The organism is Mucilaginibacter sp. cycad4 (assembly GCF_034263275.1).
GTDB lineage: Bacteria > Bacteroidota > Bacteroidia > Sphingobacteriales > Sphingobacteriaceae > Mucilaginibacter.
The window spans coordinates 3,383,626-3,409,199 of sequence record NZ_CP139559.1 but is presented as its reverse complement, the minus strand read 5'-3'; the positions used below and the strand labels follow the sequence as shown (position 1 = coordinate 3,409,199).

25 protein-coding genes and 3 tRNA genes are annotated in these 25,574 nt (G+C 42.9%); 10 read left to right on the top strand and 18 right to left on the bottom strand.

Annotated features, from left to right (window positions below; translation table 11 throughout):
* Window positions 1-27: 27 nt before the first annotated feature.
* Window positions 28-711: a TIGR02117 family protein gene (locus tag SNE26_RS13750; RefSeq protein ID WP_321559914.1), complete on the bottom strand. Its 684-nt coding sequence runs from the start codon at window positions 709-711 to the stop codon at window positions 28-30.
* A gap of 970 nt (window positions 712-1,681) precedes the next feature.
* Window positions 1,682-3,253: a TROVE domain-containing protein gene (locus SNE26_RS13745; RefSeq protein WP_321559913.1), complete on the bottom strand. Its 1,572-nt coding sequence runs from the start codon at window positions 3,251-3,253 to the stop codon at window positions 1,682-1,684.
* A 415-nt stretch (window positions 3,254-3,668) separates the two neighbouring features.
* Here SNE26_RS13745 and SNE26_RS13740 point away from each other — a divergent pair.
* From SNE26_RS13740 to SNE26_RS13730, 3 genes are all read left to right on the top strand, one after another.
* A tRNA-Pro gene (locus SNE26_RS13740) sits at window positions 3,669-3,742 on the top strand.
* Window positions 3,743-3,756: 14 nt separating this feature from the next.
* Window positions 3,757-3,828, top strand: a tRNA-Ile gene (locus SNE26_RS13735).
* A gap of 6 nt (window positions 3,829-3,834) precedes the next feature.
* Window positions 3,835-3,908: transfer RNA gene (locus SNE26_RS13730), tRNA-Cys, on the top strand.
* A gap of 328 nt (window positions 3,909-4,236) precedes the next feature.
* On the opposite strand, the gene SNE26_RS13725 is transcribed toward SNE26_RS13730, so the two are convergent.
* The 3 genes from SNE26_RS13725 to SNE26_RS13715 all read right to left on the bottom strand — a co-directional run bounded on the left by SNE26_RS13725 (window position 4,237) and on the right by SNE26_RS13715 (window position 5,790).
* Complete coding sequence (locus SNE26_RS13725) at window positions 4,237-4,719, bottom strand: hypothetical protein (RefSeq protein ID WP_321559912.1); 483 nt, start codon at window positions 4,717-4,719, stop codon at window positions 4,237-4,239.
* Between the two features lie 3 nt (window positions 4,720-4,722).
* Window positions 4,723-4,887, bottom strand: coding sequence for a hypothetical protein (locus tag SNE26_RS13720; protein ID WP_321559911.1), 165 nt, complete (start codon window positions 4,885-4,887; stop codon window positions 4,723-4,725).
* A gap of 111 nt (window positions 4,888-4,998) precedes the next feature.
* Window positions 4,999-5,790 (bottom strand): NIPSNAP family protein, encoded by a 792-nt coding sequence (locus SNE26_RS13715; RefSeq protein ID WP_321559910.1) that lies wholly within the window; start codon window positions 5,788-5,790, stop codon window positions 4,999-5,001.
* A gap of 193 nt (window positions 5,791-5,983) precedes the next feature.
* On the opposite strand from SNE26_RS13715, the gene SNE26_RS13710 reads away from it, so the two are divergent.
* Window positions 5,984-6,670 (top strand): DUF2461 domain-containing protein, encoded by a 687-nt coding sequence (locus SNE26_RS13710; RefSeq protein ID WP_321559909.1) that lies wholly within the window; start codon window positions 5,984-5,986, stop codon window positions 6,668-6,670.
* On the opposite strand, the gene SNE26_RS13705 is transcribed toward SNE26_RS13710, so the two are convergent.
* Window positions 6,671-6,991, bottom strand: a complete 321-nt coding sequence (locus SNE26_RS13705) for a hypothetical protein (RefSeq protein ID WP_321559908.1) — start codon at window positions 6,989-6,991, stop codon at window positions 6,671-6,673.
* A 124-nt stretch (window positions 6,992-7,115) separates the two neighbouring features.
* Window positions 7,116-7,271 (bottom strand): lmo0937 family membrane protein, encoded by a 156-nt coding sequence (locus SNE26_RS13700; RefSeq protein ID WP_321559907.1) that lies wholly within the window; start codon window positions 7,269-7,271, stop codon window positions 7,116-7,118.
* 161 nt (window positions 7,272-7,432) lie between these two features.
* Here SNE26_RS13700 and SNE26_RS13695 point away from each other — a divergent pair, with 161 nt between their 5' ends.
* On the top strand, window positions 7,433-7,768 hold the full coding sequence (locus SNE26_RS13695) for a hypothetical protein (RefSeq protein ID WP_321559906.1): 336 nt from the start codon (window positions 7,433-7,435) through the stop codon (window positions 7,766-7,768).
* Window positions 7,769-7,845: 77 nt separating this feature from the next.
* Here the strand turns inward: SNE26_RS13695 and SNE26_RS13690 are convergent, their stop codons facing one another.
* The 4 genes from SNE26_RS13690 to SNE26_RS13675 all read right to left on the bottom strand — a co-directional run bounded on the left by SNE26_RS13690 (window position 7,846) and on the right by SNE26_RS13675 (window position 11,799).
* A complete protein-coding gene (locus SNE26_RS13690; protein WP_321559905.1) occupies window positions 7,846-8,976 on the bottom strand; it encodes a glycoside hydrolase family 76 protein in 1,131 nt (376 codons plus the stop codon).
* 288 nt (window positions 8,977-9,264) lie between these two features.
* Window positions 9,265-10,704, bottom strand: coding sequence for a tetratricopeptide repeat protein (locus tag SNE26_RS13685; protein WP_321559904.1), 1,440 nt, complete (start codon window positions 10,702-10,704; stop codon window positions 9,265-9,267).
* Window positions 10,705-10,784: 80 nt separating this feature from the next.
* Entirely contained in the window at window positions 10,785-10,964 is a 180-nt protein-coding gene (locus SNE26_RS13680) for a hypothetical protein (protein WP_321559903.1), read from the bottom strand.
* Between the two features lie 232 nt (window positions 10,965-11,196).
* Window positions 11,197-11,799, bottom strand: coding sequence for an NUDIX hydrolase N-terminal domain-containing protein (locus SNE26_RS13675; RefSeq protein ID WP_321559902.1), 603 nt, complete (start codon window positions 11,797-11,799; stop codon window positions 11,197-11,199).
* 388 nt (window positions 11,800-12,187) lie between these two features.
* Here SNE26_RS13675 and SNE26_RS13670 point away from each other — a divergent pair, with 388 nt between their 5' ends.
* On the top strand, window positions 12,188-12,781 hold the full coding sequence (locus SNE26_RS13670; protein ID WP_321559901.1) for a dihydrofolate reductase family protein: 594 nt from the start codon (window positions 12,188-12,190) through the stop codon (window positions 12,779-12,781).
* A 20-nt stretch (window positions 12,782-12,801) separates the two neighbouring features.
* On the opposite strand, the gene SNE26_RS13665 is transcribed toward SNE26_RS13670, so the two are convergent.
* The 4 genes from SNE26_RS13665 to SNE26_RS13650 all read right to left on the bottom strand — a co-directional run bounded on the left by SNE26_RS13665 (window position 12,802) and on the right by SNE26_RS13650 (window position 17,073).
* Window positions 12,802-13,545 carry an AAA family ATPase gene (locus SNE26_RS13665; protein WP_321559900.1) on the bottom strand — a complete coding sequence of 248 codons (744 nt, stop codon included), beginning with the start codon at window positions 13,543-13,545 and terminating at the stop codon, window positions 12,802-12,804.
* Between the two features lie 118 nt (window positions 13,546-13,663).
* Window positions 13,664-14,440, bottom strand: coding sequence for a hypothetical protein (locus SNE26_RS13660; RefSeq protein WP_321559899.1), 777 nt, complete (start codon window positions 14,438-14,440; stop codon window positions 13,664-13,666).
* Window positions 14,441-14,552: 112 nt separating this feature from the next.
* Complete coding sequence (locus SNE26_RS13655) at window positions 14,553-15,368, bottom strand: hypothetical protein (protein ID WP_321559898.1); 816 nt, start codon at window positions 15,366-15,368, stop codon at window positions 14,553-14,555.
* 250 nt (window positions 15,369-15,618) lie between these two features.
* Window positions 15,619-17,073, bottom strand: a complete 1,455-nt coding sequence (locus tag SNE26_RS13650) for an RtcB family protein (protein ID WP_321559897.1) — start codon at window positions 17,071-17,073, stop codon at window positions 15,619-15,621.
* Between the two features lie 318 nt (window positions 17,074-17,391).
* On the opposite strand from SNE26_RS13650, the gene SNE26_RS13645 reads away from it, so the two are divergent.
* Window positions 17,392-18,432, top strand: a complete 1,041-nt coding sequence (locus SNE26_RS13645; RefSeq protein WP_321559896.1) for a WYL domain-containing protein — start codon at window positions 17,392-17,394, stop codon at window positions 18,430-18,432.
* A 1,017-nt stretch (window positions 18,433-19,449) separates the two neighbouring features.
* Here the strand turns inward: SNE26_RS13645 and SNE26_RS13640 are convergent.
* Window positions 19,450-21,015 carry a M20/M25/M40 family metallo-hydrolase gene (locus SNE26_RS13640; RefSeq protein WP_321559895.1) on the bottom strand — a complete coding sequence of 522 codons (1,566 nt, stop codon included), beginning with the start codon at window positions 21,013-21,015 and terminating at the stop codon, window positions 19,450-19,452.
* Window positions 21,016-21,370: 355 nt separating this feature from the next.
* On the opposite strand from SNE26_RS13640, the gene SNE26_RS13635 reads away from it, so the two are divergent.
* Together SNE26_RS13635 and SNE26_RS13630 are read left to right on the top strand one after the other, a co-directional pair.
* Window positions 21,371-21,832, top strand: a complete 462-nt coding sequence (locus tag SNE26_RS13635; protein ID WP_321559894.1) for a hypothetical protein — start codon at window positions 21,371-21,373, stop codon at window positions 21,830-21,832.
* A 317-nt stretch (window positions 21,833-22,149) separates the two neighbouring features.
* Window positions 22,150-23,073, top strand: a complete 924-nt coding sequence (locus SNE26_RS13630; protein ID WP_321559893.1) for a ChbG/HpnK family deacetylase — start codon at window positions 22,150-22,152, stop codon at window positions 23,071-23,073.
* A 5-nt stretch (window positions 23,074-23,078) separates the two neighbouring features.
* Here the strand turns inward: SNE26_RS13630 and SNE26_RS13625 are convergent, their stop codons facing one another.
* Window positions 23,079-23,288 carry a hypothetical protein gene (locus SNE26_RS13625; RefSeq protein WP_090524308.1) on the bottom strand — a complete coding sequence of 70 codons (210 nt, stop codon included), beginning with the start codon at window positions 23,286-23,288 and terminating at the stop codon, window positions 23,079-23,081.
* Between the two features lie 176 nt (window positions 23,289-23,464).
* On the opposite strand from SNE26_RS13625, the gene SNE26_RS13620 reads away from it, so the two are divergent.
* Window positions 23,465-24,472 (top strand): ATP-binding cassette domain-containing protein, encoded by a 1,008-nt coding sequence (locus SNE26_RS13620; protein WP_321559892.1) that lies wholly within the window; start codon window positions 23,465-23,467, stop codon window positions 24,470-24,472.
* Window positions 24,473-24,614: 142 nt separating this feature from the next.
* Here SNE26_RS13620 and SNE26_RS13615 read toward each other — a convergent pair whose 3' ends face one another.
* Window positions 24,615-25,571 (bottom strand): EamA family transporter, encoded by a 957-nt coding sequence (locus SNE26_RS13615; protein WP_321559891.1) that lies wholly within the window; start codon window positions 25,569-25,571, stop codon window positions 24,615-24,617.
* Window positions 25,572-25,574 lie beyond the last annotated feature (3 nt).

Sequence of the window (25,574 nt, the reverse complement as noted above, 5' to 3'; positions counted from 1 at the left end):
AAAAATTGCATGCTATCTCCATTTGATTTACCTGTAATGATAAAAAATTCCCCTGTCAAAAGGCGTCCATACACAGGCGGTTTGTCCGCTTGTTTTTAAGGCATTATTGGCCCATGTGTTGCAGGTGTAAAACAAATTGTATTTGCCCCTGGCTTCGTAAAAGGCATCGTTTTGATCATAATTAGCGTTTGTTTTTATATTGATGACTTTACCTGCGGCATCTCTTTTAAAGCTACTATCTACAAATGCAACCAAACGCTTATACTGGTCATTGCTGATCATTATTTTTTTACAGTCGTTACTTTCGGGCATGGTTGGATAGTAGGTGGCATGAATAGCGGAGGTACTTAATGCAAATGTCGCTTTGAAAGCAGTGCTAAATTTTAAGTCAGCCCAGGTGGGCGTACCGAGATAGAATCCTTTATCACCCCAGCCTATGGCTAAGTATTGATTTGTAGTATCTTTCGCTACAGTGTTTTGATAACTGATCTCCTTGCTCCAATCGGTAATGGCATTTTTTACCGGGACAACAATATCAGTATGATCTCCATTGGTTAATATATAGATGGCTAAATCATTTGAGATAACGGGCTCTTTCTTAACACTCCATACTGACAATATAACAGCCGAAAATAGGTAGAGCGCTACAAATGCCACAAATCCCAGCACGAGCCTTAAAATTACTTTTGCAATTTTTTTGAAGATGATCATAATTAAGGTTTTTAGGTTCGGTTACCTTAATTAATACCGGAAGTGCAGGAAGGTGACCCGGTTGTATCGTTTCGATTGTGATTTTAAAAGATTGAAAAAATGAAAGAGCTACTAACAGCAGGTGTATTCCGGATTCGAACCGGCATTCATGTATTGCTACATGTCTTTCAACCAGCGAAGTAACACCCGCTTACGGCATCTTTCATTACTTATCCCGAAGAGAAAAGTATTGTAGTTAAAAATCAGGAAATAAAGAGCAATAAACAGCAGCGATTTGCTTGACAGGCGAAGTAACGCTTACCTACGGCATCTTATTCCTGATTGCAACAGGTTTAGGTAAAAGAAATTTATGAACAACAGGCTAAAGGCAACAGCTAACAAGTGGTTCAGTCGTCCCATGCTCTAAACTGTCCGAGCTACCTTAACTTATGACTAAAGGCCGGATTTTTACCGGCGACCCTGGGGTTAAAAAGCGAAGTAATACTTGTTTACGGCACTTTACCTGTTGTTCATTTAAAAAAATAAGGGCAATGGTCAACAAATCTTCTGCATTATGCTCTAACCAACTGAGCTACCGCGGTTACCAGCGGGCCGGGTTCGAACCGGCGACCCTAACGTCCCAAATCGAAGTAGTACTTGTTTACGGCACCTTATTTTATTTTTAATATTTTAAAAGAAGGGTAAAAAGCTATAAGTGCTTGCTTACTCTGCGTTTTAACCATCTTAACTACCCTTTCGGGGCCGGACTCGAACCGACGTCTCAGTTTTGGAATTTCGAAGTAACACTTATAAACGACACCTTCTTTTATAAAGAGCAAAGGCGGCAAGAGAGCTGGGGGCTGCAAGCGAGGACTCGAACCTCCATCATGGTTTTCACCACAATGCCCTCCCCATTATTGGTTGCGAAGTAACTCTTGCCTACGGCATCTTTATTTTTTAAATGCGGGGATGTTAGCCTCCCCGCACGTTGTTATAAATCTATATTGTTAATAATGTTCAGCGCCGAGCTTCCGCTTTCAATTGCCGCTAACACATCGAAAACTTTATCGCTCCAGCCTGCTATTAAATACACGTCGTTTTGTAACAGCTGCAATGGCGCCTGGCCGTAACCCGCCAGGTCAAACAGGTACAGTTTTGCCTTTGGCGCAATGTGTTGTTTGTAATAAACCCATTGCTCCTGGATGTGGTTGCCGCCGCCATTACTGTTCCATAACTGGCAATCGGTAAATAACATTACCTTGTCCATGGCTACGCGACGGGTGCTCAGGTCATGGATAACCAGGTAACCGTTGGTGGAATAACCTACTTCACCTTCACGGCGGTAAAACTCCTGCACGTTGCCTAAAATATTGCTACGTGGTACAGTAATGGTTTTCCAGCGGTCGCCAAACATCCCTACTTCCACATTTTTACAACGGGATTGCAGCAACATCGCCAGCATCAAACCTATATCGTACAACAGTATTTTCGATTTTGCCGATACCGGTTTCTGCATTGAGCCAGACACATCGCAGGCCAGCAGCATACGGGTGTTTTCATCAAAACCCCTGATGTTGGCAGCACTCGCCTGTACTGCTTTTTCCAAAGCGTCCAGCAGTTCGCCGGTATAGCCTTTGTTGCCGGTTATGACTGCTTTAGCTGCCCTTGCAATGTTTTGCACTGCGGAAGCCGGCGTTATCAACTCGCGGTAAGCCGCCAGATAACGGAATGGGAACTGTTTGGCTTTAGCCACCTGTTCACCATCGGCTAATGTTGCGCATACTTTTTTAAAATGTGCATAGCTTACGCCAGCATCCTGTATATTGCGCAGGTTCCGCAGCAGGGCCATATAACCTATTTTACCGCTGTCTATCAGTTCTTCCCACTTGGCACGGAACGCTATTGCTTTTGCTTCGGCACTGTCAAAATTCAGCTGACCGAGAGCCGAGAGCTCTGTTTCCCAGGTGTAAGGTGTTTGCAGTTCGTTTGTCGCTATCTTGTTAAAGATCAGCTGCTGTAGATCATCCTTAGCACGTGGGTGCACCAGGAACAAGGCGTCGCGCATTTTTATAGCGCCGTCGCGGTTATATTTAGCAAACTGGTATTCATCAAAGCGGTTAAACGCCTGTGATAAACCTTTTTGCATTTGCTTTGATAAGCGGTTGAGCTTTTTAGTGCCCTTACGCTCATTTAATGTTTCATAACAGGCCAATAACTCGGTGATCTCATCGGCGCGACCGATAACCCCGTCGGTAACCCGGGCAACCAGATCGTTGCCCGAGTGCAGCTTAGCCAATTCGGTAACCAGCACCAGCGGTACCGAACGCAGATACATTTTGGTACGGGCATAAACTGCCAGTTTACCAACAAATACCGGGTTGCATTTAGCTATCAAGTTGCGCAGGCGCTCCATACGTGCCTGGTCTTTTTCATAAAAGGTATCGTTTAAGCTCCAGGTAACTACCGTGGTGTACAATTCCATTTCGGCAGTCATGGTAAAGGCTTTTGCACCTTCATGATTTGTCGTTTTGGTTTTTACTTTGCTTAACAGGTTGAATTTCATTTTGAACCTCCTTTATTTCGTTTTGTTGATACAAAGGTTGAAGGCCACTGCGCAGTGTATTTGCGCAGTAGAAATTATTTTTATTTTTTTTCTGAACCTTGATTCGTAGGATTAAAAGATAGACGTGATGCTTTAACGACTTGTAAAGTCAGAAGGTTGATTGTTACTTTAGAGTTCTACTCAAGTAATCCTTTAATCCTACGAATCAAGGTTCAAATAATTTTATAAATATTTTTTCATAATTATTTTTTATTTAAATATTTTTTGTATCATTGCATCATGAAAACAACAATATGTATACAGTGTCCATCACCCATACTGATTTATCAGAGGAGATAGCTATGTGTATATAGTAAGAAATATAAACAACATGAAAATCCTCTTAGATAAAAACTAAGGGGATTTTTTGCTTTACAGGGTAGTATATCAATTGGTCAGATTACCACATTTGGGATGTGGAGGCTCCCTGTTCGAGTCCGGGTTACCCTACTGATTTACAGCTTGAAATGTAGCTTAATGGTTAGAGCAGCACCCTTATACGGTGTCGGTTAAAGGTTCAAGTCCTTTTATTTCCACAATATGGCCGGTTGCCCGAGTGGTTCAAGGGAGTCCTCTGCAAAAGGAATGTCCGCAAGTTCGAATCTTGTACCGGCCTCTTTTATTTTGCCTGCGTAATAGCATTATGCCAGGTCATAGCTTTCATAATCCCGGCGCAGAGCCGGGCATGGATAACTATTGTTTTTTATTTATTTAATAGTATTTTTATCGTATTTTGTTTGGTATTTTTTTAGTTTTATGGTGATTGATAAAAGGTTATAAGTTTCAGCAAAAATTGCGCTCCTTTTTGGCCTCTCACAAAATCAAGGGTCTTTTGGTCTTAATTTAAGGCAATATTTATTTAAACAAATCTTCAAACAGGCAGTATGGGAATGTAGAGGAGGGCAGGGATTTGGAAACGGGAATTTTTATATGAGACTGTGAGATCAGGTCTGTTCGTCCCTTAACTTACGGATCTGTTCAAGAGCTATGATATCGATTTGGTCTTTAGGTCGGTTTATTACTCTTTTATTTGCAATCAATTGATTGATATGCAAAAAAGGCACTTTCACTTTTTCAATTTCTGCTACAGAAGCCATCTCCAGGCATTCATCGAATGAATAACCTTCGAGGCCTTTCATATCGATAAGTATATCTAATTTGAGGCTATTGTTAAGTTGGAAATCTGTCCAGCCGGGTACAAATTGCATATGTTCAATCATTGGGAAGTCGCCCATATTGCAACTGATAAAAACTTTGCGCAGTTGTTGCCTGTTTTGCAGGGTATCTTTTATCCAGATATCAAGGTCTCCTGTAAATCGTTGATAGCCATGCAGGTTGATGGCGAATCCGCCAACCATAATATATTGCACATTAAAGTCCTGGAGTGCTTGCCAGAAACTTAATATTTCCTTGTCAAATACATCCACAGATTATTTGCTGATAAATGGTTTATGTACTATCGAAGCCTTGTTCATGGTTTGCTGTATCTTGTACAAACGGGTGGCCATTTGAAAACGCTCTTTATAACTTCGTTTCAAGCCTTCTTTCAGAAGTTCAATCTCAGCCTCGCTGAGTGTTTGCCTGTTTGCCTCCATGCTGTTGTTAATCAAATTTATGAAAAATAGGGCATTCAACGAAATACGAAAAATCTGGCTTTGAAAGCCTTACGAAGGTTTCAAAACTTCGTAAGGCTGCACAAAAGAATTTTAGATCTGCGAATATGCTGCAGGCACCAGCATAGTTGATGTTATTTTGCTCACCAGCAGGGCATCGGCATATTCGGGCATAGCGCTGATCTTTTTCCATTGCGGATCGCTTCCAAAAGCTTTCCAGTGGGTATTCTTGGCATCAAGATCATCAAAGGTGATCATATAGGTAAGATTAGGCCTTTGTGAACCTATTACGGTTTCGCCCCAAAAAACAGGTTTAAAACCGAGGCGTTTAAATACATCTATTTCGCCTTCATTATTAAACATTTCAATCTTCTTTTTACCTGCGGCTTCAGTTGCGCTTTGATACTGCCTCAACTCAAAGATCCTCGTTTTATTTTCAGGTGCTTCCAGGTGCGGCATGTGTACAAATGCTTTTAACAAAGAACTTTCTATCCGTTCATAAGCCGGGGCCGCGGCAGGGGTACTAAGGTAAGCAGCGCCTTTGGCCTGTAGTTCTGCATCGCCGGCGAAACTATCGGTCACTGTTGCAAAATGGGCAAGACTGTTAAACTGCACCAGCACAAAAAGCCTGGTTTGGCCCTCGGGCTTCATTTCGGTAAATACACCAACATGTTTTACACCTAACCGGTTGAAAGCAGGTATAGCGGTATCTTTCAGAAAATCCTCTACCAGTTTTTGCTGTTCCGGGTTTTTAAGGTTGTATACCCTTAGTTCATAGTATTCGGCAGCCCTGGGGGAAGTTTCTGTAGCTTTGCTCATAGCGGGTAAAACAGTTGCGGTAACACCGGTTAACAGGGTTGATTTAACAAAGGATCGCCTTTTCATAGCAGGTTTGATTGTTTGGCTAAGATAGGTTTTTCGACAAAAAACAAGTGTCACATTTTTGTTTTGAGGGGAAGTTCGGATGCCTTATCCATCATTTAAATGTATTATTAAGCAGTGCAGGCGGATTCAATTTTGGACACCCTGCAAATTTCTTTAATTTGGCTTTCCTGCTTTTTGCAGATCATTTTTAATTATGAGCCAGCTAATATTACCCGCCTCCAGCTTTGATTTTATGAGGCAATTGAAACAGAACAGTAACCGCGACTGGTTTGCTCAACATAAAGAGGCATATCAACAGCAGCTTGAACTGGTGGAGGTTTTTACTGCCGGGTTATTGAACCTGCTCAATACGCATGATGTTATCGAAACGCCCAGCGCAAAAAAGGCCCTGCACCGCATTTACCGCGATATCCGTTTTTCGAAAGATAAAACGCCTTTTAAAACTAACTGGAGCGGTAATTTTAAACGGGCAGGCAAGCACCGCCGCGGTGGTTATTATTTTCACCTGGAACCGGGCAATACATTTATAGCAGGCGGCTTTTGGGCCCCGGATACGCCCGATCTTAAGCGGATCCGCGACGACATCGCTTTTGATGCTTCACCTTTGAAACAAATCATCGGCAGTAAAGAATTTACAACAGCTTTTGGCGTTTTGGAAGGCGAGCAGCTGAAAACCGCACCCAAAGGTTATGCTGCAGATCATGAGGCTATCGAACTGCTGCGTTACAAACAGTTTTTAGTAAGACGGCGCTTTACCGATGGGGAGGCTTTAAGCCCGGATTTCATAAAAAAAGCTTCGGATACTTTTAAAAGCATGCGGCCCTTTTTTGATTATATGAGCGATGTGCTTACTGCCAATGTAAACGGAGAAGAAGATTAACTATTCGTGCCTCGTTGAGCCGTCATTAGCCTCGGTGATCTTGCTGAGGTTGTAATGCATTTGCCCGTTATGTTCTTCGCCTTTAATGAGGCCTTTATTGTAAAGGCTGACAAGAGTGGTTTTAACCAGCGCGGTGACCTGTTCGTTCACAATACCGGGCTGAAGGGTTCCCAGCTCTTTCAGTACACTGTCTGCCGTACCTTCGCCAATTTGTGCCAGCGCATATATAGCCTTATTTTGCTGGGTATCCTGTGGATCAAAATGTGAAGGGATGTGCAGTGGTTTATATTCTTCCCTGAATTCTTCGTCGCTTAATGTCATCGTAGTACAGCTTATAGTAACACTAAACAAATGTTATTAAAGTTTGTGTGACATTTTTAGCTTAAATTCAAAACAATAAACGCGGGCTTGCGGCCCGCGTTCTGTTTTCTTATAAAAATAGTTTTTAAACTGCTGAAGGGCTTCTGATAATGCCAAGTAAAAATGAAATAACGGCAATTACCAATAAAGCGTGAATTAAACCTGTTGCCGAATAGGCAAAAACACTGATCGCCCATCCTATAATGAGGATAACTGCGATGATATACAATAGTGATCTCATAGTTTGATGTTTTAGTTTGTTATATATAACACTTTAAAAATCATGCCATAATTCAATCTTTATTGAAAAATATTATTTATACTGAAAGTAAATTAATTTTATAGAAACAATGATTATGGCATTCCTCTTGCTATATTTTGTTGCTACACTTAATACTACATATGAAGCCATTCTTTATTACTATAGCTAAAAATTTAACACTTCTTATAATGCCGGATAGTGATGCCCATGCAGACGGGCACCCGGTGTTAACCTATACTTACAGTATTTATCGCCGGAATAATTCAACTTTAGGCAAGCTTAACCAGCCTGATAAGCTTTTGCAGGTGAATAAAAAGAATAACCCCGATTACCTGGGGTATATTACTTTTGAGCAACCCGGAAAAGTGTTTAGTTACGTTGCCGACGGCGAAAATGAGCTATCGCCCGATGAAGTACTGGAAGTGATTGAGGAGATCAGTCATTTCAGGGATACACCGCAATTGTGGACCATTTGATTAGGTATAAGCCCGCAGGAACGCGGAGGTGCAAAGGCTCCTTCGCGTTCCTGCGGGAAGATGGTTGCGAATAATGTTTACTTAGTTGGTGGGATCAGCTGCATAAAAGTTACGATGCTGCTGGCTTCGTATGATTGGATATCGCCGGTTGGGGTAGGTACCGCATAATTACGATAAGTAAGGTTCCGGCTATCACGATTTTTCCAGCCTGAGTTAACATTGGTTTGGATCCAGCTCAGGTATTGGCTTTGGGCACCCTCATTGATCAGCTGCACTATGTATTGAGCGAAAATGGCTTTCAGAACACCCTGTTCGTTAAAGTCCCCTTCGGCAGGCAATATGCCGTTGGTGCACATATTGTTTTTTACATAATCGGCATACAATTTGGCATCGTTAAGGTAAGCTGCATCGTTGGTTTGCTTGTACAATGCCATAGCCGCGCCAATGGCGGTACCTGAGTTATAAGTATAATCCTGGCCACCCGGAGGGTTATTGCCTATTTTATTGTCGTTCACTTTACCGGATGCATCAACCAAATTAGTTTTCGACCATGAATAGATAGATTTAGCCTTATTAAGATAAGAGACATCCTTAGTGATATTATATAGTTTCATGGCTGCTATAACGGTAGGGAAGTTGATACATGAGTTTTTGCCGCTGTGCTGAAAATCCCAGAACATACCGCCATCTATCGGATCGTATGAGCCATTCCAAACCCTGTCGAACCCGGATTTTGCTTTTTCAAGATAAGTGGCATTGCCGGTAAGCTGATTAGCGCGCGCCAGGGCAATAACCCACCACATCATATCGTCATAAATAAACCAAACGGTGGTATTGTTCCAGTTATAGCCATCGTAATGATTATAATTACCCTGGTATATATCGCCAATGCGTGTAAGCTGTGCCGGGGTTTTGGTGCGCTCGTAAACATTCATGGCCATATCCCAGTAAATAGCCTGTGTCCATATGGCGGCTACGCCATCTTTTTTAGTAGTGCTGAAGTAAAGTTTATTGTTCGAGTCGTAAAAAGCGTTATTGAAGGCTGTATAGGCAAGATCGGCATCGGCGCTGCTAAATCCTGTACTGTTATCGGTTTTGGTAGTATCCGTTGCAGGTTTAGTGGTAACGGGTGTAATATCCTTGCCCTTGCTGCAGCTTACAATGGTAATGAACAGGTTCAGGATCAAAAAGTAGTTCAGTTTTTTCATATGATAAATGATGGTTAGTAATAGGGTTATGGCCCGGTAGCGGAATAAGGTTTTTTTAATTATTGGTTAATTATTTACAGGCAAGGCAATTATAGGTTAAAAAATGGCCGATAACCAACGTTTTAACCCATAAAAAATCATTAACCCAATTTTTAACCGTGATTTTAACCGGGGAGGGGGTTGGGTTAGTTATGTTTAGCGGATGTTTTCTCGCAAAGGCGCTAAGTCGCAAAGTTTTTTCTTAACCTCACCATGTCTTTGTTACCGGCGACGGCTAATAAAGTTACCTTAACCTTGCGCAGGCTTGCGTTTTGCGGCAGGTGGTTTATTTTCCTTTTTCTCTGGCGAAGGTACCGCTGCCGCAACCGGAGGGTGCTGGGGCTTATGCCCGTGTACCAGGCGCTCATGCATGAAGCGTGTAAGCTTGTGATGGAAAGGTACCAGTACGGAGGCCAGGCATACCAGGATCACCAGTTCAAGCACGGGCAAATGGTTACTGAGGCGCTGTACCACAGGGTGGATGAGCAGGGTAAGAAACTCAAAGGCCAGCAGCAGGCATAACACGCTCATAAACTCGATTACCTTACGGTGGGTGCGGCTTTTGCTCAGCAGTAATACCACCAGGAAAAATGTTGGGATAAACACAGCAATGCCTACCATTTGCAGGTTAATTATCCGGGCTTCCTCTTCGCGGTGCTTTTCTTCGGCAATTTCTTCCTGCCGGGCTGCTTCGTTAAAGCTTAGGGTTTGGATCTGCTTAATTTTTTCGGCATTGAACATACTGTCTTTGGCGGCAAGGGCGGTTTTTAAATAAAGCAGTTCGAGGTGCTCACTTTTGCCCCGGTACACATCGGTAAGCAGGTTGCTGGCATGGAAAATCCCCTCGGGATATAACGCATTTTTTGCAGCATTAAGGGCCAGCGTTGCATAATAGATGCTTGAATCGGCCATGCCTGTTTGCTTATAGAGTTGTGCTATGCTGTTATAGCTGTCGGCAAGGCTGTTTTGATCGTTTGTTTTTGCTGCATAGTTTATACTTACACGGTAATAATCGAGCGCTAAGGCTGTATGCCCCATTTTATAGTTGATATCGCCTAAAATGGATAGGGTGTTTGGCATGGTAGCCGTATCTTTCAGGCTTTGCTTTATGGTGTAAGCCTGCATTTCATAGTTTAAAGCCGAATCAACCTTGTTAAGTTTAATGTAACAGTTGCCGATATTGGCCAGGATAATGCCCAGGCGCGCTGTTTCATGTAGTTCTTCGGCGACAGCTTTAGCCTTAAAATGGTAGGAGAGGGCTTTTACGTTATCCAATTGATCGGAGTAAACAATGCCTATATCGCTTAGGCTTTTTAAAATGCCGAGCCGGTCGTTAATTTCTTCGCGTATTTTTAATGAGTTGAGTAAAAAAGAAAGGGCCTGGTCATATTTGCCATTTTTCCATAAAACCACACCCAGTCTGTTCATGCAATCGGCTTCGCCTTTTTTGAATGAGAATTTGCGGGCCAGCTCAAGCCCCTGTTGGGCATAGATGAGTGCGCTATCGGGCCGGTTAGCTTGTAGTTGTAAGCTTATTTGCCTTAATGGTTCAACACCTGCAGTATCATTTTTATGCCGGGCTGCTTGTAATCTTAATTGATTGAGCGTGTTTTTTTGAGCATAGGTATTTTGGGCCATGCCTGTTAAAAGGCATACGCAAACCATTCCCTTTAGTATGTGGTATAGCATAAATTAAAAAATAAAACAAAAGCCCGGTTTATGGCAGGGGCAGGTGTACAGGGTAATGGTACTGGCTATTAAACAGTTTCCTAACTATCCATCGAAGGTTCTTCGGTTGTATCATCCGGGTCGGGCGAAACTACAAATCCATCGGCGGCTTCGTTTTCCGGCTCAAGGCTTGTTTCATTATCAGCAAATCCCATTGAGGTATTTTTGTCCCTAAAACCCATCGAGGTGTTTTTGTCGAATGCTTTGGTTGATGTGCTCATGGCTTTAATGGTTAAAATCGGTTTGAGTTCAGTTAATTGCTAAGCGAGCAGGTATATAAATATACATTTATATTTTGCTGATAGTCAAATTTTTACGCATTATGTGAAATGGTGTGGCGTTTTATGCGGGTATTTGCCGGTTTAGCCGGATGTATGTTAAATGAGACTGGAAAAAACAAAACAATCAGCTCATACAGGAGGAGGTAAATGGAAGTGACCGAAACAAGTTTGTTTACACTTGCGACAGGGCTTTTTTTCGATGAAATAAGGCCTCTTCCACATATTTCCCGTGGTTTTTATGCCAGGTGGTTATTTCGGCCGGATCAATAAATTTTATTTCGAGGCTTTCTATGGATGTTTCGATATTGCCGCTAACGTATTTGCATAAATAAAGCACCACTACCGAGCTATGGGGCTGCTGAAATTTGCCGGCCGGGACTGCGAAGAATTTGATGATCTCAAGAGGTTCCACAATTAGCCGGGCTTCTTCCCAAAACTCGCGTTTCATGGCTGTTTCCGGGTCTTCGCCAACATCAACCCAGCCGCCGGGCAATCCCCATAAAAAATCGTCGCTGCGGTGTTCAACCAGCAGGCGGCCATTGTCATCAAACAAGATACCGTTAACGCCTACTTTGGGTGTGGCATATCCCAGGTCATTACGAAAGCGTTCTTTTAAAACGTCGGTATCGAGGCCGGTAAATTCGCTGTATTCCTGTGTGGCTATATCAAGCAGTTTTTGATAGCGTTCCATGTCGAAAGGGCTTTTGGTATACCTGATACCGGTTTGCGCCAGGGCATAGATGTTTTCGAGCAGATCGATATAGTTCTTTTTCATATGGTGCCTGCAATATAGCTAACAGATGATATAACCGCGATAAAGAAACAGGGAAATCGCTTTTAAATAATTGTGGTTATTCGAAGAAATTGCGGAGAGAAATTTTTACACGAATTACCTTGCCTGTATGCCACAATTAATCGAATTACGCGAATTAAAATTCTTTCTATATTAAAATTCGTGTAATTTGATTAATTCGGAAAAATTAGTGTGTAAATTTTTCGCTTAAAGAAATTATAAAATCATTGTTTAAAGTTATTTTGTTAGCCGTCGCGTTTTTCCTATCATTTGTCGCATACACACCGCAGGTGTTATTGCTTTATTGATGAGATTTGTATCATAACAAAAAGCAAATTTTAAACATAAACTACATCAGGAGGTAAATCGTATGAGAAAGATAATCGTTTTAACGTTCATGACATTAGACGGCGTAATGCAGGCACCGGGTGGCCCGGAAGAAGATAATGCAGGCGGTTTTAAATATGGCGGCTGGTCTGCGCCTTTTGCCGATGAGGCTTCGGGTAAGATCATGCAAAAACAAATGGAAGCAACAGATATTCTGCTGGGCCGAAAAACATTCGACATTTTTGAAGATTACTGGCCTAAGCACGCGAATTTTTGGCCCGGTATCAATGAGGTAACCAAATACGTGCTATCCAATACAAAAGACAAATCCGACTGGAGCAATAGCGTGTTCCTTACAAATGTAGAAGAGATTAAAAAGCTTAAAAATTCAGAAGGTTCAGACCTTAAAGTCTGGGGCAGCGGGGAACTGGTTAAGTTGTTACTGAAACATGACCTTGTAGACGAGCTCTGGCTCAAAATATACCCGGTGCTGCTTGGTAAAGGGAAAACCATATTCAGTGAGGACACTGTGCCTACGACATTGGAGGTAACAGAAAGCACCGTTACACCAAGCGGAGTGATCTTTGTTAATTACAAACGCGCCGGAGAGGTTAAGACCGGTAATATGGGAGCTTAAGAGATTTTAGAGCAAGCCACTCATTCCCCAAAAAGAATGCGGACCATCTCGGCATGGTTATTCAGGAAATGCCTGGTAACCATATAGTGTTCCGTTTCTTCATAACGAACTTGTTTTATACCCGAATCATCCAGCTGGTAAATGGTAGCACCGGGGTAGGCTAATAAAATAGGGGAGTGGGTGGCGATTATAAATTGCGAATTTTCATTCACCAGCGTATTGATGAGCGAGAGTGCCGCCATTTGCCGGTTTGGCGATAAGGCGGCCTCGGGCTCATCAAATATATATAGCCCGTTGCCGGTAAGCCTGTTGGTTAGGGTTGCCATAAATGATTCGCCATGCGAGCATTCATGCAGCGAGTTTACACCATATTGCCGGGCAAATGCACCTTTGTCATTTTCATAAACATTTTCCATATAGGTGGCCAGGTTGTAATAGCTTTCGGCGCGGAGAAAGAAATAATCGGTTGGTTTTTTGAAGCTTTTAACACCAGTTAAATAATTAAAAAGCTGTGAGGAGTTATTATGCGTTTGAAACTGGGCATTTCTTGAACCGCCCTCGGTACTGAACCCCATTTGCAAAGCAATAGCCTCTATCAGCGTTGATTTCCCCGAACCATTTTCGCCGATTATAAAAGTAACATCGCGATGAAACTTTAATGATTGTAAGCTCCTAATCGCCGGGATCTGAAAAGGGTAGGTATCAAAAGATGGTACCATTTCTCGTTTTAGCAGGATTTCTTTTAGAAAAGGCTTGGCTTCCATGGTAGGGTAAAGATAGGGATTTGATTTTTATTTAGACACAGTCTACATGCATATTGATCCGTAGTCGGAGACTACGGATAGCGGGAAGATAGGAATTTGGGTTAGATAGTGGTTTTCTTTATACCCGAAATAACTTGATCGATATCCGGTATAATACCCACACTATCGGATAGCACATAGCTATTGCAAATATGAGCATTGATATAGCATAGAGGTCTTTGTTGAACTTGTATCTTAAATCAGGCTGTAATAAGATTACTGTTTCGGATGCGATTATTAGTACGTAAAGCGCCATTCTTATAGTAAACCAGTGGGGGGAATTGATACGATTTTGCACTAACTTATAAGCCTCATTATCTTCAATTGTTCGTTGCTTTATATTAGAAATATGCGTTTCAATTTGTTTATTTATTGAGAGCCACAAATGGCAATTATTCAAAGTGAAATCTTTATAGGCGGATAAGAACGCCAATATTTCATCACACATGTTTTCAAAAGACTCCGGACCGAATACCTCCAGTATCCCGTCAGATAGCCAATATAGAGAGTCTCTTTCTTGATCGGTCAGTGAATTGAGTAAAGCGATATTATCCATGATAGCGGATGCTTTTTGTAGCTTGATTGTGTTATTGTAGATTTTGTAATAAGTTAAACCAAGCAACACACGGCCGATTACAGGCTCATTGTCCATACTCGTTTCATTACTAATAAGCGCCATAGCTTCGCTACTATCTTTACTCATTGAAAGCTCAATGAAAAAATAATCGGGTTCAACTTCGGCAGTAATGATATCATCTGCCCATTTTACTACGTCGGCTTTGGTCACAAGTCCCCATTTTAGCCCGAAATAGAATACTTTAAGCAGGAGGTTATATGATTGTGGTGAGGGGGGCATTTTATTATTTGGTTTTAATTTTGCTTTGGTCTGTAGACACAGTTTACAGGCATAGGTAATCCTTAGTCAGAGACTACAGATGGCAAAAGTTATTGATAACAAACCTGATCTTTCATTGAAAATTATTTTTTTCAATGAAAGTAAAATCTTTATTTAATTCAAGATCAATACTAAGGGACTTGTAAATTAGATGTGCATATTCTAATAGGTTATTTATAATTTCGTCAGCGTTATATGGATTTAACAATAAAAGGTTTTTTTTAAGTGAAAAATTGTTTTGAAATAGTTTTTTAAGATTCTTTTTGGTCATGGCTTCCATAAAATCTCCTGGGACATTTTGTCTTCGGTGCACAACAATGTGACGTATGATCGCAATAAGATCAAACCAATTACTCATATCTCGCTTCCAAATATTATTTCTTTCATGTGATTTGAAAAATGGAGAGGTACCGCGAATTGTTTTGATAAATCCTTTATTATTACTTCCTTGAATTCGATAAAGCTCATTTCGGATTGAAATGAAATCATCGTTTTGGAAAACTATCTTTATCTTTTTCTGAATATGAGGATTATGGCAGATTGTTTCTGCAATTATATTTTTTAAGAAACTTTCAAAAGCATCAAAAATTTGAGATAGTGTTAAACAGGAAACGTAGCTTAGAATTCTTACTATTTCATCATCTAAATTGTCGGTTGTCAATTCATAGCTATTGCCAGTAGGATATAAATTACTTCCTCCTTCTAATTGTGAAAGGTCTCTATAGCATGAAATCATCTTATATAACGTATAATTAGAAATCGGAAAGTCAACTTTTAGTTGCTGATTTCGAGTTGTTAATAAAACATCAATGATTTTCAGATTAGCATTTAGAGAAGTTGCCTCTGAAAAAAAGGCTTCAGTATGTTGTTTTAGGTAATTTGGCGACATTTCTTATTTGATTATAAATGAGTGTTAATTTTGTAGCAGCGGCGTCTAAATATAAACTCCTCCCGCTGTCCGTAGACTCTGTCTACGGATGCCATATGCATGTAGACTGTGTCTACATGCATATGCTAAGCAGGCTGATAGCTTTTCATGTAGATAACCTAAACGCGGGTCACAAGTGAGGACACTTGCGGCAGCATTCGCAGCGTTTAAATCAATCATACAAACTCCCCCTTCAGGGGGCCGGGGGCATCTAATCCTCCGGCTTCTCCTTAGCATCAGCCATCCTTACTATCCTTGGCTGAAAGCTGGCCAGTACATCAACCAGATCATGCTGAGCTGCCATCACTGCATGGATATCCTTATAAACCATCGGTGCCTCGTCAAGGTCGCTTCCCATCAGGGTGATACGTTTAGCTACAAGATTGGCAGCTACCGCTTTTGGATCGACAGTTTTAAAGGCTGCGCTTCGGCTCATTAAACGCCCTGCACCGTGTGATGCGGAGTTGATGGAAGCTGCATCGCCTTTACCGCGTACTACAAAGCCGGGTGTGCTCATGCTGCCGGGGATGATACCTAATACCCCTTCGCCGGCCGGGGTAGCGCCTTTTCGGTGCACCATTACTTCGGTACCGTCGGCAAGCTGTTCTTTCCAGGCAAAGTTGTGATGGTTCTCGATCATCATTACCGGTTTAAGGTTAAGCGCACGGGCAATTTTGTTATGGATTTCGTGGTGATTGGCGCTGGCATAATCACCGGCCAGGTTCATGGCAATCCAGTATTCCTGCCCTTCGTCGTTATCTAAATTTAACCAAGCCAAATGTTTAGCCTCCTGCGGAAGCTTTGTTTTGCTCATGGCAATTTTTGAGTAATGATCGGCAATGCTCCCTCCAAATCCGCGTGAGCCCGAGTGTGACAATAAAGCGAGATAGCTACCTGCCGGGATCCCTTCGAGAGCGCTTTCGGCAACGGTAAGCTCGCCCCATTCCACAAAGTGGTTGCCGGTACCCGACGTGCCCAATTGTGAATAGGCTTTATTCTTAAGGTTCCGGATCACCTTGGTTTCGCTCCATGCAGGCCTGTCGAACAGCGAGGTGTCGAAATGCGTTTTGGTAATCCCGCCAATCCCGAAGTTGGTATGATCAAGCAACAGCCCTTTAAGCATATCAGTTTCAGTATCGACCACACCGGCAGGCAGATCAAAAATGCTCAGGCACATACGGCAGGCAATATCCACCCCAACCGCAAATGGAATGATGGTATTGGCTGTTGTAGCCAGCACACCGCCAATCGGTAAACCATAACCCTGGTGTGCATCGGGCATTAAAGCTCCTGCAACAGCTATGGGTAATTTAACGGCTGTTCTCATCTGCGCCAGCGCACCTATCTCAATATGCTCGAGACCATAAACCGGGAAGTCGGCTATCTCCTGTTTCAGTGCGAAGTTGGTTCGCGGCTGTTTCAGGAATTTTCCTTCTTTTCGTAAATCAATCACGGCTTCGGCCAGGTTCTTGAACTTACCGCCTTTTTTAAGGGCGTAAGGCATCGGATCGTCAATAAGGGCTTCCAGGTTGGCCAGGATCTGGTCTTTATCCATCACGCCATGTTTTAAAAGGCCATTGGCCACACGGCTGAAGTTCTCTAATATCTTTACGTCGTTAATACCTAATGTGGTAAGTTCGTTGTTGCTTATTTTTATCTTTTCCATAAAGCGGCCCCCTCTAAATCTCCCCCGGTAGGGGAGACTTGGGTTTGTCTATTAATATTTTTTTAAGCCCTCCCCCCTCCGGGGAGGGTTGGGTGGGGCTAATGATACAAAGTAAAATTGCAACTGCGCAATGTATTTGCGTAGTAAAAAATAATTTAATAATATTATAAAAAAAATGGTCATTATCTATCCCGTCATTGCGAGGCACGAAGCAATCCCCATGAAGCAGAGCAGCTATGCAGAGTCTCTGTACAGTTTGGGATTGCTTCGTGCCTCGCAATGACGGGCGATGAAAAAAACGAAATCCCAAATCAAAATATGCCTGTAAACCGCAACGCCCTTATCCGCTACCGAACTATCGACAGTTGCCTGCAAAACCGTCGCAGGCAATGGACGCTTGACGATCTGATTGACGCCTGTTCTGAAGCCTTGTACGAGTACCAGGGAATAGACAGCGGCGTAAGCCGCCGCACCGTGCAGGCCGATATTGAGATGATGCGCAGCAATAAGCTTGGCTATGAAGCACCTATTGTGGTGGTTGATAAAAAATACTATACCTATTCGGATAAAAGCTATAGCATCAATAACATTCCGCTCAATAACCAGGACATGCAGGTACTTAGCGAGGTGGCCGGTTTGCTGGGGCAGTTTAAAGGACTGGGCCATTTTGCCGATCTTAATGAGATGGTTACCAAATTGGAAGACAAGATCTACAGTCAAAAAACGCACAGCACACCGGTGGTTGATTTTGAAAAGAACGATAATCTGAAGGGTTTGGAGTGGATAGAGATCATCAGGAAAGCTATTGTGGCTAAGAATACGCTGTGCGTTAGCTACCAGTCGTTTAAGGCCAGGGGGGCCAGCACATTTTGTTTCAGTGCTTATTTGTTGAAGGAGTACCGTAACCGATGGTTTGTATTGGGTGTATCGCACGTAAGGAATAAGCCGCTGCTCACGCTGGCGCTCGACAGGATCCAGACTATTGAGGTGCATGCCGACGAATACCTTGAAAATACCAGGATAGACCTGGCTACTTATTATAATGATGTACTGGGCGTAACCAAATCACCGGGACAGCGTGATGGTGAAGTTATTTTTTGGGTAGATGATAAAAATGCCCCTTATGTTACTACCAAGCCATTGCACCACACGCAAAAAATATTAAAAGTTACGGCAGACGGAACGATATTCAGCATCAGGGTGATCATGAACTTCGAGTTGGAGCGTGAACTGCTTGGTTTCGGGCCAAAGCTGAAGGTTCTTGGTCCGCGGATATTGGTTAAGCAAATGAAGGATTTGCTCAGGAAATCATTGGAACATTATGCTGGGATAGCCCTATTCCGCAGGGAAGGAACTTAAGTAGTTTGTTGAATTAGTGAGAAATGCTTCCTCAAAAAGGCGGGCTTGTGCGATTCCCCTCTTGAGAGGGGCGGAGGGGTGTGTTTAATACAAAGGCTTATAAACATTAGTGAAACACACCCCTGCTACCGCGCATTTCCTCGCGCCCCCTCTCGAGAGCAGGGCTGTTGCATTCTAATTTATGTTTCGCAAGTTCAAGCGTCCTTCGCTTGAATTATAACCAAAGTAAGCGTCCACGCTTACGTTTATAACATATTACGGGAGCGTGGACGCTCAATTAAGGCAAACGACCAAGCGTAGACGCTTAATCGTGCGTGTTATCAAGAACTGAATATTAGAATGCAACAGCCCTGCTCTCGAGAGGGGAATTTAAAAATGGATGCTATTTGGCCGTCTTAACCCGGGATAAATCCGAAATCGAACATCCGAATTTCGAAATCGGAAAATGACACTTTATTGACTTTTGTACCGGGTTAGTCGAAACTTTATTTTTCAAAACACTTGCAGCAGATGTAGCAAACCTGTTACATTTAGGAAAATTATAAACTGAAATGCCAAAACACATCCTAATTATTTACGTATTGGTTGCCTGCTGTATCATGGGCATTATGATCAACTCATTTGTAAAATGCTGGTTAAGCAAAAAGGCTGAACAAAGGCGGATGCTGAAACCTGTTAACCGTTCTTAATTGTTTTATCCTTTCAAAGAGCAGGCTCTGTGATCACAGCGGGGCCTGCTGCAAAGCATTATCTGTGCTTTGCTTATCGTTAGCCGGTAATATTATTACAAAAAGGGGGGTAACATATTTTTTGTATAAAAAACACTCAATTGATTGATTATTAAATAGATATGTAAATGTTAACCCTGAATTGTGTTAACCCTGTTAACCCCCTTTTTAAGTAGAATCAATCCAACCCAAAACGATATATTGCTTAAGTATTTGAATAAGTCAACAAAAATGAGGCTGCATTGTGATACAGCCTCATTTTTGTTTTAAGGTATACTGGATCTGTTTTCTAAAACCCGTCAAAAACAAAAGTTTCGTTTTCAAGCGGTTTCCTTGGCAGCATTTCGGGGCGGATACTGGCCTGGTACACAAATGAGGCAACGATGATGGCGGCTTGTTTCAGATCGTCTATCATCAGGTGGTCGTAATCGTCCATATTGCTGTGGTGGGTGCGGGTTTCATAATCAATGGGGTCCTGCACAAACTGGAAACCCGGTATGCCTGCCCAATCAAACGCCAGGTGATCGGTTGAACCCGTATTGGCCATAGTTACCGTTGTGGCGCCAAGATCATTAAAGGGTTTTAGCCACTGTTCAAATATTGGTTTCATTTTTTCGTTGCTTTGCGCAAAGATCCCCCTGATTTTTCCTGTGCCGTTATCCAGGTTAAAATAAACCGATACTTTAGCCTGCTCGGGCTTTACGGTAAACTTAACACCATCCCTGAAGTGATTTTTAATGTACCCGAATGAACCCAGCAAACCCTGTTCTTCGCCACTCCACAATGCAATGCGGATGGTGCGTTTAGGTTTAAGCCCAAGCGAATCGAGCAGCCGAACTGCTTCCAGCATCACAATACAGCCGGCGGCATTATCAGTTGCGCCGGTGGCGGCCTGCCATGAATCAAGATGGCCACCCAGCATCACCAGTTGCGATTTTAGTTTGGGGTCGGTGCCGGGGATTTCGCCTACTACGTTGTAGCCGTTTGTGTCTTCGGTAGATGTTTTGCCGGTAAAACTCATGGCCAGCTCAACTTTCTGACCCGATTGGATCAGCCGTTTGATTTTTTGCCCGTCCTCCGAAGCCATGGTAACCTGCGGTACTGTTTCCGGATCAGTCAATTTATAGCCGTAGCGGCCTTGCACAAAAACGGTTCCGTTAACATTATTACGGCCCGCGCTAATGAAGGCCAGCGCACCGGCGTTTTTCAGTATCTGGTCTGCTGTTTTAAAGATCTTCAAGTATTTAGCAGTATACATGGTGATCATGGAGCGGGACACCATATATGTATCCTTCAGGTTGGCTAAGGCGGTGTCGGCCAGTCTTTCGGCCGACGGTTCAAAATTCTTTTTATAATCGGCAGCATCACCGGTAACCAGTACAAATTTGCCTTTAAACCCGGCGGCATGACCATTCAGATAAGTAGTATCCATAGCCTGCGCCGATGAAATTACCATAACTTCGCCTTGCAGCAAGCCTTTGCTGCCCGGGCTCCAGGGATTAGGGTAAGCCCTGATCTGGGCATTATAGGGTGCACGCATCATCATGCTGAAATCCTGCACTTCCCATTGTTTGCCAAAAGTGCCCCAGCGTTCGGTAGCGGCATTGGCCATTCCCCATTTTTTCATGGTGGCAACTGCCCAGCTTGCCGCCCGGGCATAACCCGGTGAATTGGTTAACCGCGGACCGGACACATCGGTTAAATAATGCGCTATCTGTGGAATTTGTGAGCTGCTAAGCTCCGCCTTACGGATGTGGCTGAAAGCTGCGGTGTCAATAACTTCCTGCTGGGCATAGCCGCCGGTACAGGCAAGCAACAACGCGCCGAAAATAAAAGAGTGTTTTATATATTTCATAGTGAGGGTTTTATATTTGAATATAAGGTTTTTAGTTTGAAAGATATAAATAAGAGAGGGTAAAATCTGAACCAAGCCGTGCAGTTAATACAATAAGGGATAGATGACGGCGCCGATATCACTAAATAACGTAAAAACCGCATCCCGAAAGCGTATAAACACTATGTTACCCGGGTGATTTTATCGTCAATTTTATCTTCTCTAATTAAAGTCATTTAACCGGAAGGCATTTTGCAGCTTTCTGAATCGGCAAATAGCTTGAATAAATAGTATTTATAGTATTCCGGCCGCCTATGTATGGCTTTGAATGTATGTGAACCAACAATCAAATTATATAAACTTAAAACTACAACCTATGTCTTTTTTATCAAAAATGTGGGACCATGTAAAATCCCTGTTCCACAACGCTTCCGACGTTGTACATGAAATCATTACCGTTGCCGACAAAGTTGCTAACGGAGTCAAAAACCTTGAAGCAAGCCAGGCCGGCCAGTTTTTGGAAATGACATTGGAAACCCTGGTGCCGGCATCAGCAGTAATTGTGAACGGCATTAAATTATGGCTGCCCAAGGTGGTTACCGATTTAAACTGGGCTGTACAGGAGGACGGCAAAACCGATGCGCAAAAAATAGCTGATGCGGTGGCTTATTTGGCAAAACTGAAAGGCGCCAATCCCGATGCTTATGCCAGCCAACTGAACACTTTGAATGCCCTCATCCAAAAATGGATGTCAGATCAGCAGGGTGCCGGGCTTAACATTCAGCAGGCCCTTACCATTAGCCAGGTTAACCATAACCCCGACCTGGTTTCGGCTTAATAACGATTGATGACCAAGAGTAACATTGCAATGAACACTTCCGAAGTTTGAAAAACTTCGGAAGTGTTCACCTTTCACCTTTCACCTTTCACCTTTCACCTTTCACCTTTCACCTTTCACCTTTCACCTTTCACCTTTCACCTTTCACCTTTCACCTTTCACCTTTCACCAATTCTGAGGCCATTATGTAACAATATGCTATCATGTTTAATTTAGTTTGTTTTATTAATCCTCATAATAAGATATTTATAATGTTTAGTTGGAGCCGGTTTTCTGTTGACCTGAGGTTTATGAACTTTTTTTGATTGAACATACAAATGATGAAACGGATATTGTTTTGTTTGCTTGTGCTGATGACTTGTTTAGCAAGCAATGAAGTGCGCGCACAGTCGCCAAATGGTAATTTGCCGCGGTTACTCATCAGGCTGGATGATATCGGCATGAACCATTCGGTAAATATGGCTTTGCTCAAGGCTGCTCAAACCGGTATGCCGCTTTCGGCCTCGGTGCAGTTTGCATGCCCCTGGTACCAGGAAGCGGTTGAAATACTAAAACAATATCCCAATGTTACGGTCGGTGTTCACCTTACATTGACCTCCGAATGGAAAAATTACCGCTGGGGGCCTGTCACCGGCCGTACGGCTGTCGCGAGCCTGGTTGATTCAAACGGGTATTTTCCGCAATCCACACGGGCTGTTGCCAAAAGCGGGTATAAACTTAGCGAAATTGAAACCGAATTGTCGGCACAAATTGAAAGGGCGCAGGCATCAGGGTTAAAAATAACCTATATCGATCCGCACATGGGCATAGCGCTCTCGACACCCGAATTACGTGCCCTTACCGAAAAACTGGCTCATAAATATAAACTGGCCATATCAACTTTAAGCAGCATAACTTATTTCGGCGAAACCTATAAGGAAATGTGGGGCGAACCTATCGCTACCAAAAAGGAGGCGTTTTTAGCTTATATAAGTAAGCTTGATCCTGATAAGCCAAACATGATGGTGCTTCATACTGCTACTCCAAGCCCCGAGATGGATGTACTGGTTGATATGAACAGTAACATGATGAATTCAAAAGAGGGTAAGCCGCTTACCAGTTTGCACCGCCAAACCGAACTTAATGCCTTACTCTCGCCCGAGTTTGCGGCTATGGCGGGTAAAAAGTTTCAACTGATCAATTATCAGCAACTGCTTGCCGGTAAAGACATTAGCGTACTTAAACCGGTAGATAATAAATGAATGCCCTATTTTTTTGAGGTAGCAACTACAACAATACCGCCTATCACTAATAACCCGCCGAGGTAGGGTGGCCAGTTAACAGTTTTTTCCCTGTCGGCTGATACCTGTATAGGGCCGGCATCAATGATCTTTTCCTTTTTGGTGTAAGTAAAGCCCGTCCAGATGAGCATGGCCGCGCCTACAATAATGAGTACGATCCCTATGGCTTTGTTCATGGTTATATAATTTGGTTGTTTATAATAATAGCGTTTAATTACTATTTGTTTTGCATTTGTCACCAAGGTTGGCGTATAAAGTTTTTTTGCTTTCAACTTTTTTTTAGATTAGAAGCCTGAACCCGGAGCGGGAAACCGCCAGCCGGATTTTTAACAGCCTGAAAATAAAACCGAGGATGCAAGATGATTTGATACTGGAAACCATATCGGTTACCAAAAACTTTTTTGGGGATAAGTCTTCGGGGGTTAATAACGTTACCATTTTTATTCCGAAAGGTAAGATAACTGCAATAGTTGGTGAGAGCGGCAGCGGGAAAACCACATTGCTTAACTTGTTATATGGAACGCTGGAGCCCGATCACGGAGAAGTGTTTTTTAAAGAAGAGCAGGTACTAAGCAGGCAAAAAGGTATTCAGCATGCCCACAAGGTTATGCGGATGGTAACGCAGCACGATAACGATCTTGATCCGCGAATATCGGTATGGGACACCATATGTGAAGGTTTGCCGGCCGAAGATCAAAGTCACGCTATACACCGTGTTACCGAAGCCTTGAACCTTTTAAATATCTACACCCTTAGGGAAATGCCTTTTGGCAAATTAAGCGGCGGTGAAAAGCAGCGCGTAACCATTGCCAAAGCATTGATCAGCCGCCCGGAGGTTTTATTGCTTGATGAACCCTTTAACCAGGTCGACGCCACCTACAGGGAAGGTTTACAGCACGATATCAGGTATATTGTAAAGGAATGGGGAGTTACCGTAGTATTGGTATCGCATGATCCTGCCGAGATCCTTTCCATGGCCGATGAACTAATTGTACTTAAAGAAGGGGAGATTGTGGAGAACGGCAGTCCCGAGCAGTTGTATCATTCGCCTAAATTATTGTACACGGCGCAAATATTGGCCAGTTGCACCCGGCTAACATCGGCCCAGGCAAAAGTTTGCGGCATAAAAAGTAAACGCAGCGTTGTAGTGGTTTACGCCGAGCATATTAAAATTAGCAGCCTGGGCAGCAAATGGCTGGTGAAAATGGTATTGTTTAAAGGCTTTTTTGAGGAGCTTGTTATCGAAAAAGAAGGTATCACATTAAGGGTTCTTAATTACGACAGGCGTAAATACCCGGTAGGCAGTAAAGTTGGTATCAGTATCAGTAAATATTTTGAATTTGGGAAGTGGGAGAGTTGAGGTTAAACGTAACTGTATTAAATAAAATAACTATGTCATTGCGAGCGATAGCGTGGCAATCTCGTAGCTATGCAAAGCCGCTTTGCTTCCGTGCGATTGCCGCGCTGCGCTCGCAATGACATAGTTTTTTCAGTAATTGTCGTCACTTCGCAACCGCTAATTCTCCTGTTTTCGCCTTCCTGTACTTCGATAAATTGATCAGCAACACACTGCTCAATATCACAACCAGCCCAATAACTTGTATCAGGGTCACATGCTCCCCGGCAAAAATCACCCCCAGCAAAACAGCTATCACTGGGTTAACATAGGCATAGGTACCAACCTGGGTTGCCGGCCTCACCTGTAAAAGCCATACATAAGCGCTAAATGCCGCTATCGACCCAAATACAATCAAATAGGCCAATGCATACCAGCTATGCGCCGGTATTGCGTTCCATTGAACTTTGCCCATCTCGTTATTTAAAAAGCTTGAAGGCAGAAAGAACATACCCGCTGCAAGCATTTGCCATGCTGTATTTACCGATACAGATCCTTTGGTATTATAATGCTTTGAATATAATGAACCTGAAGCCCAGCCCAGCGTACCAAATAACAACAATATCATTCCCGGTAATTTTGATGGGCCTGCCGATGATCCCAATACATCCGCAATCTGATCCCGAAATAATAGTATCACACCTATAAAGCCAATGATGAGGCCGAGAATGGTGCTTTTACTTTTGAAGTTGGTGGCCCAGTTTGGTTTATCAAGCAGCACAAACCAAATTGGCGGCGAGGTTACCATAATGGCCACCATAGCGCTTGGTAAAGTTTGTTCGGCCCATATTACGGCACCATTACCAATTACCAGTAACAGGAAACCGCTTACCGCAGCATGAAATATATTTTGTTTTATAAAGATATTTTCACCTTTAATTGCACACCACACCATTAACAACAAACCCGCCGTGAAAAAACGCAGCGCACCCAACAGCAGCGGCGGAAAACCGGCTACAGCCATTTTTATAAAAAAGTAGGTGGAGCCCCATACTATATAAACGGTAGCGAAAGCTATAATAACTAATATGGGTGAAGCTGATTTTGCGGTAGTAGGTGTCATGAT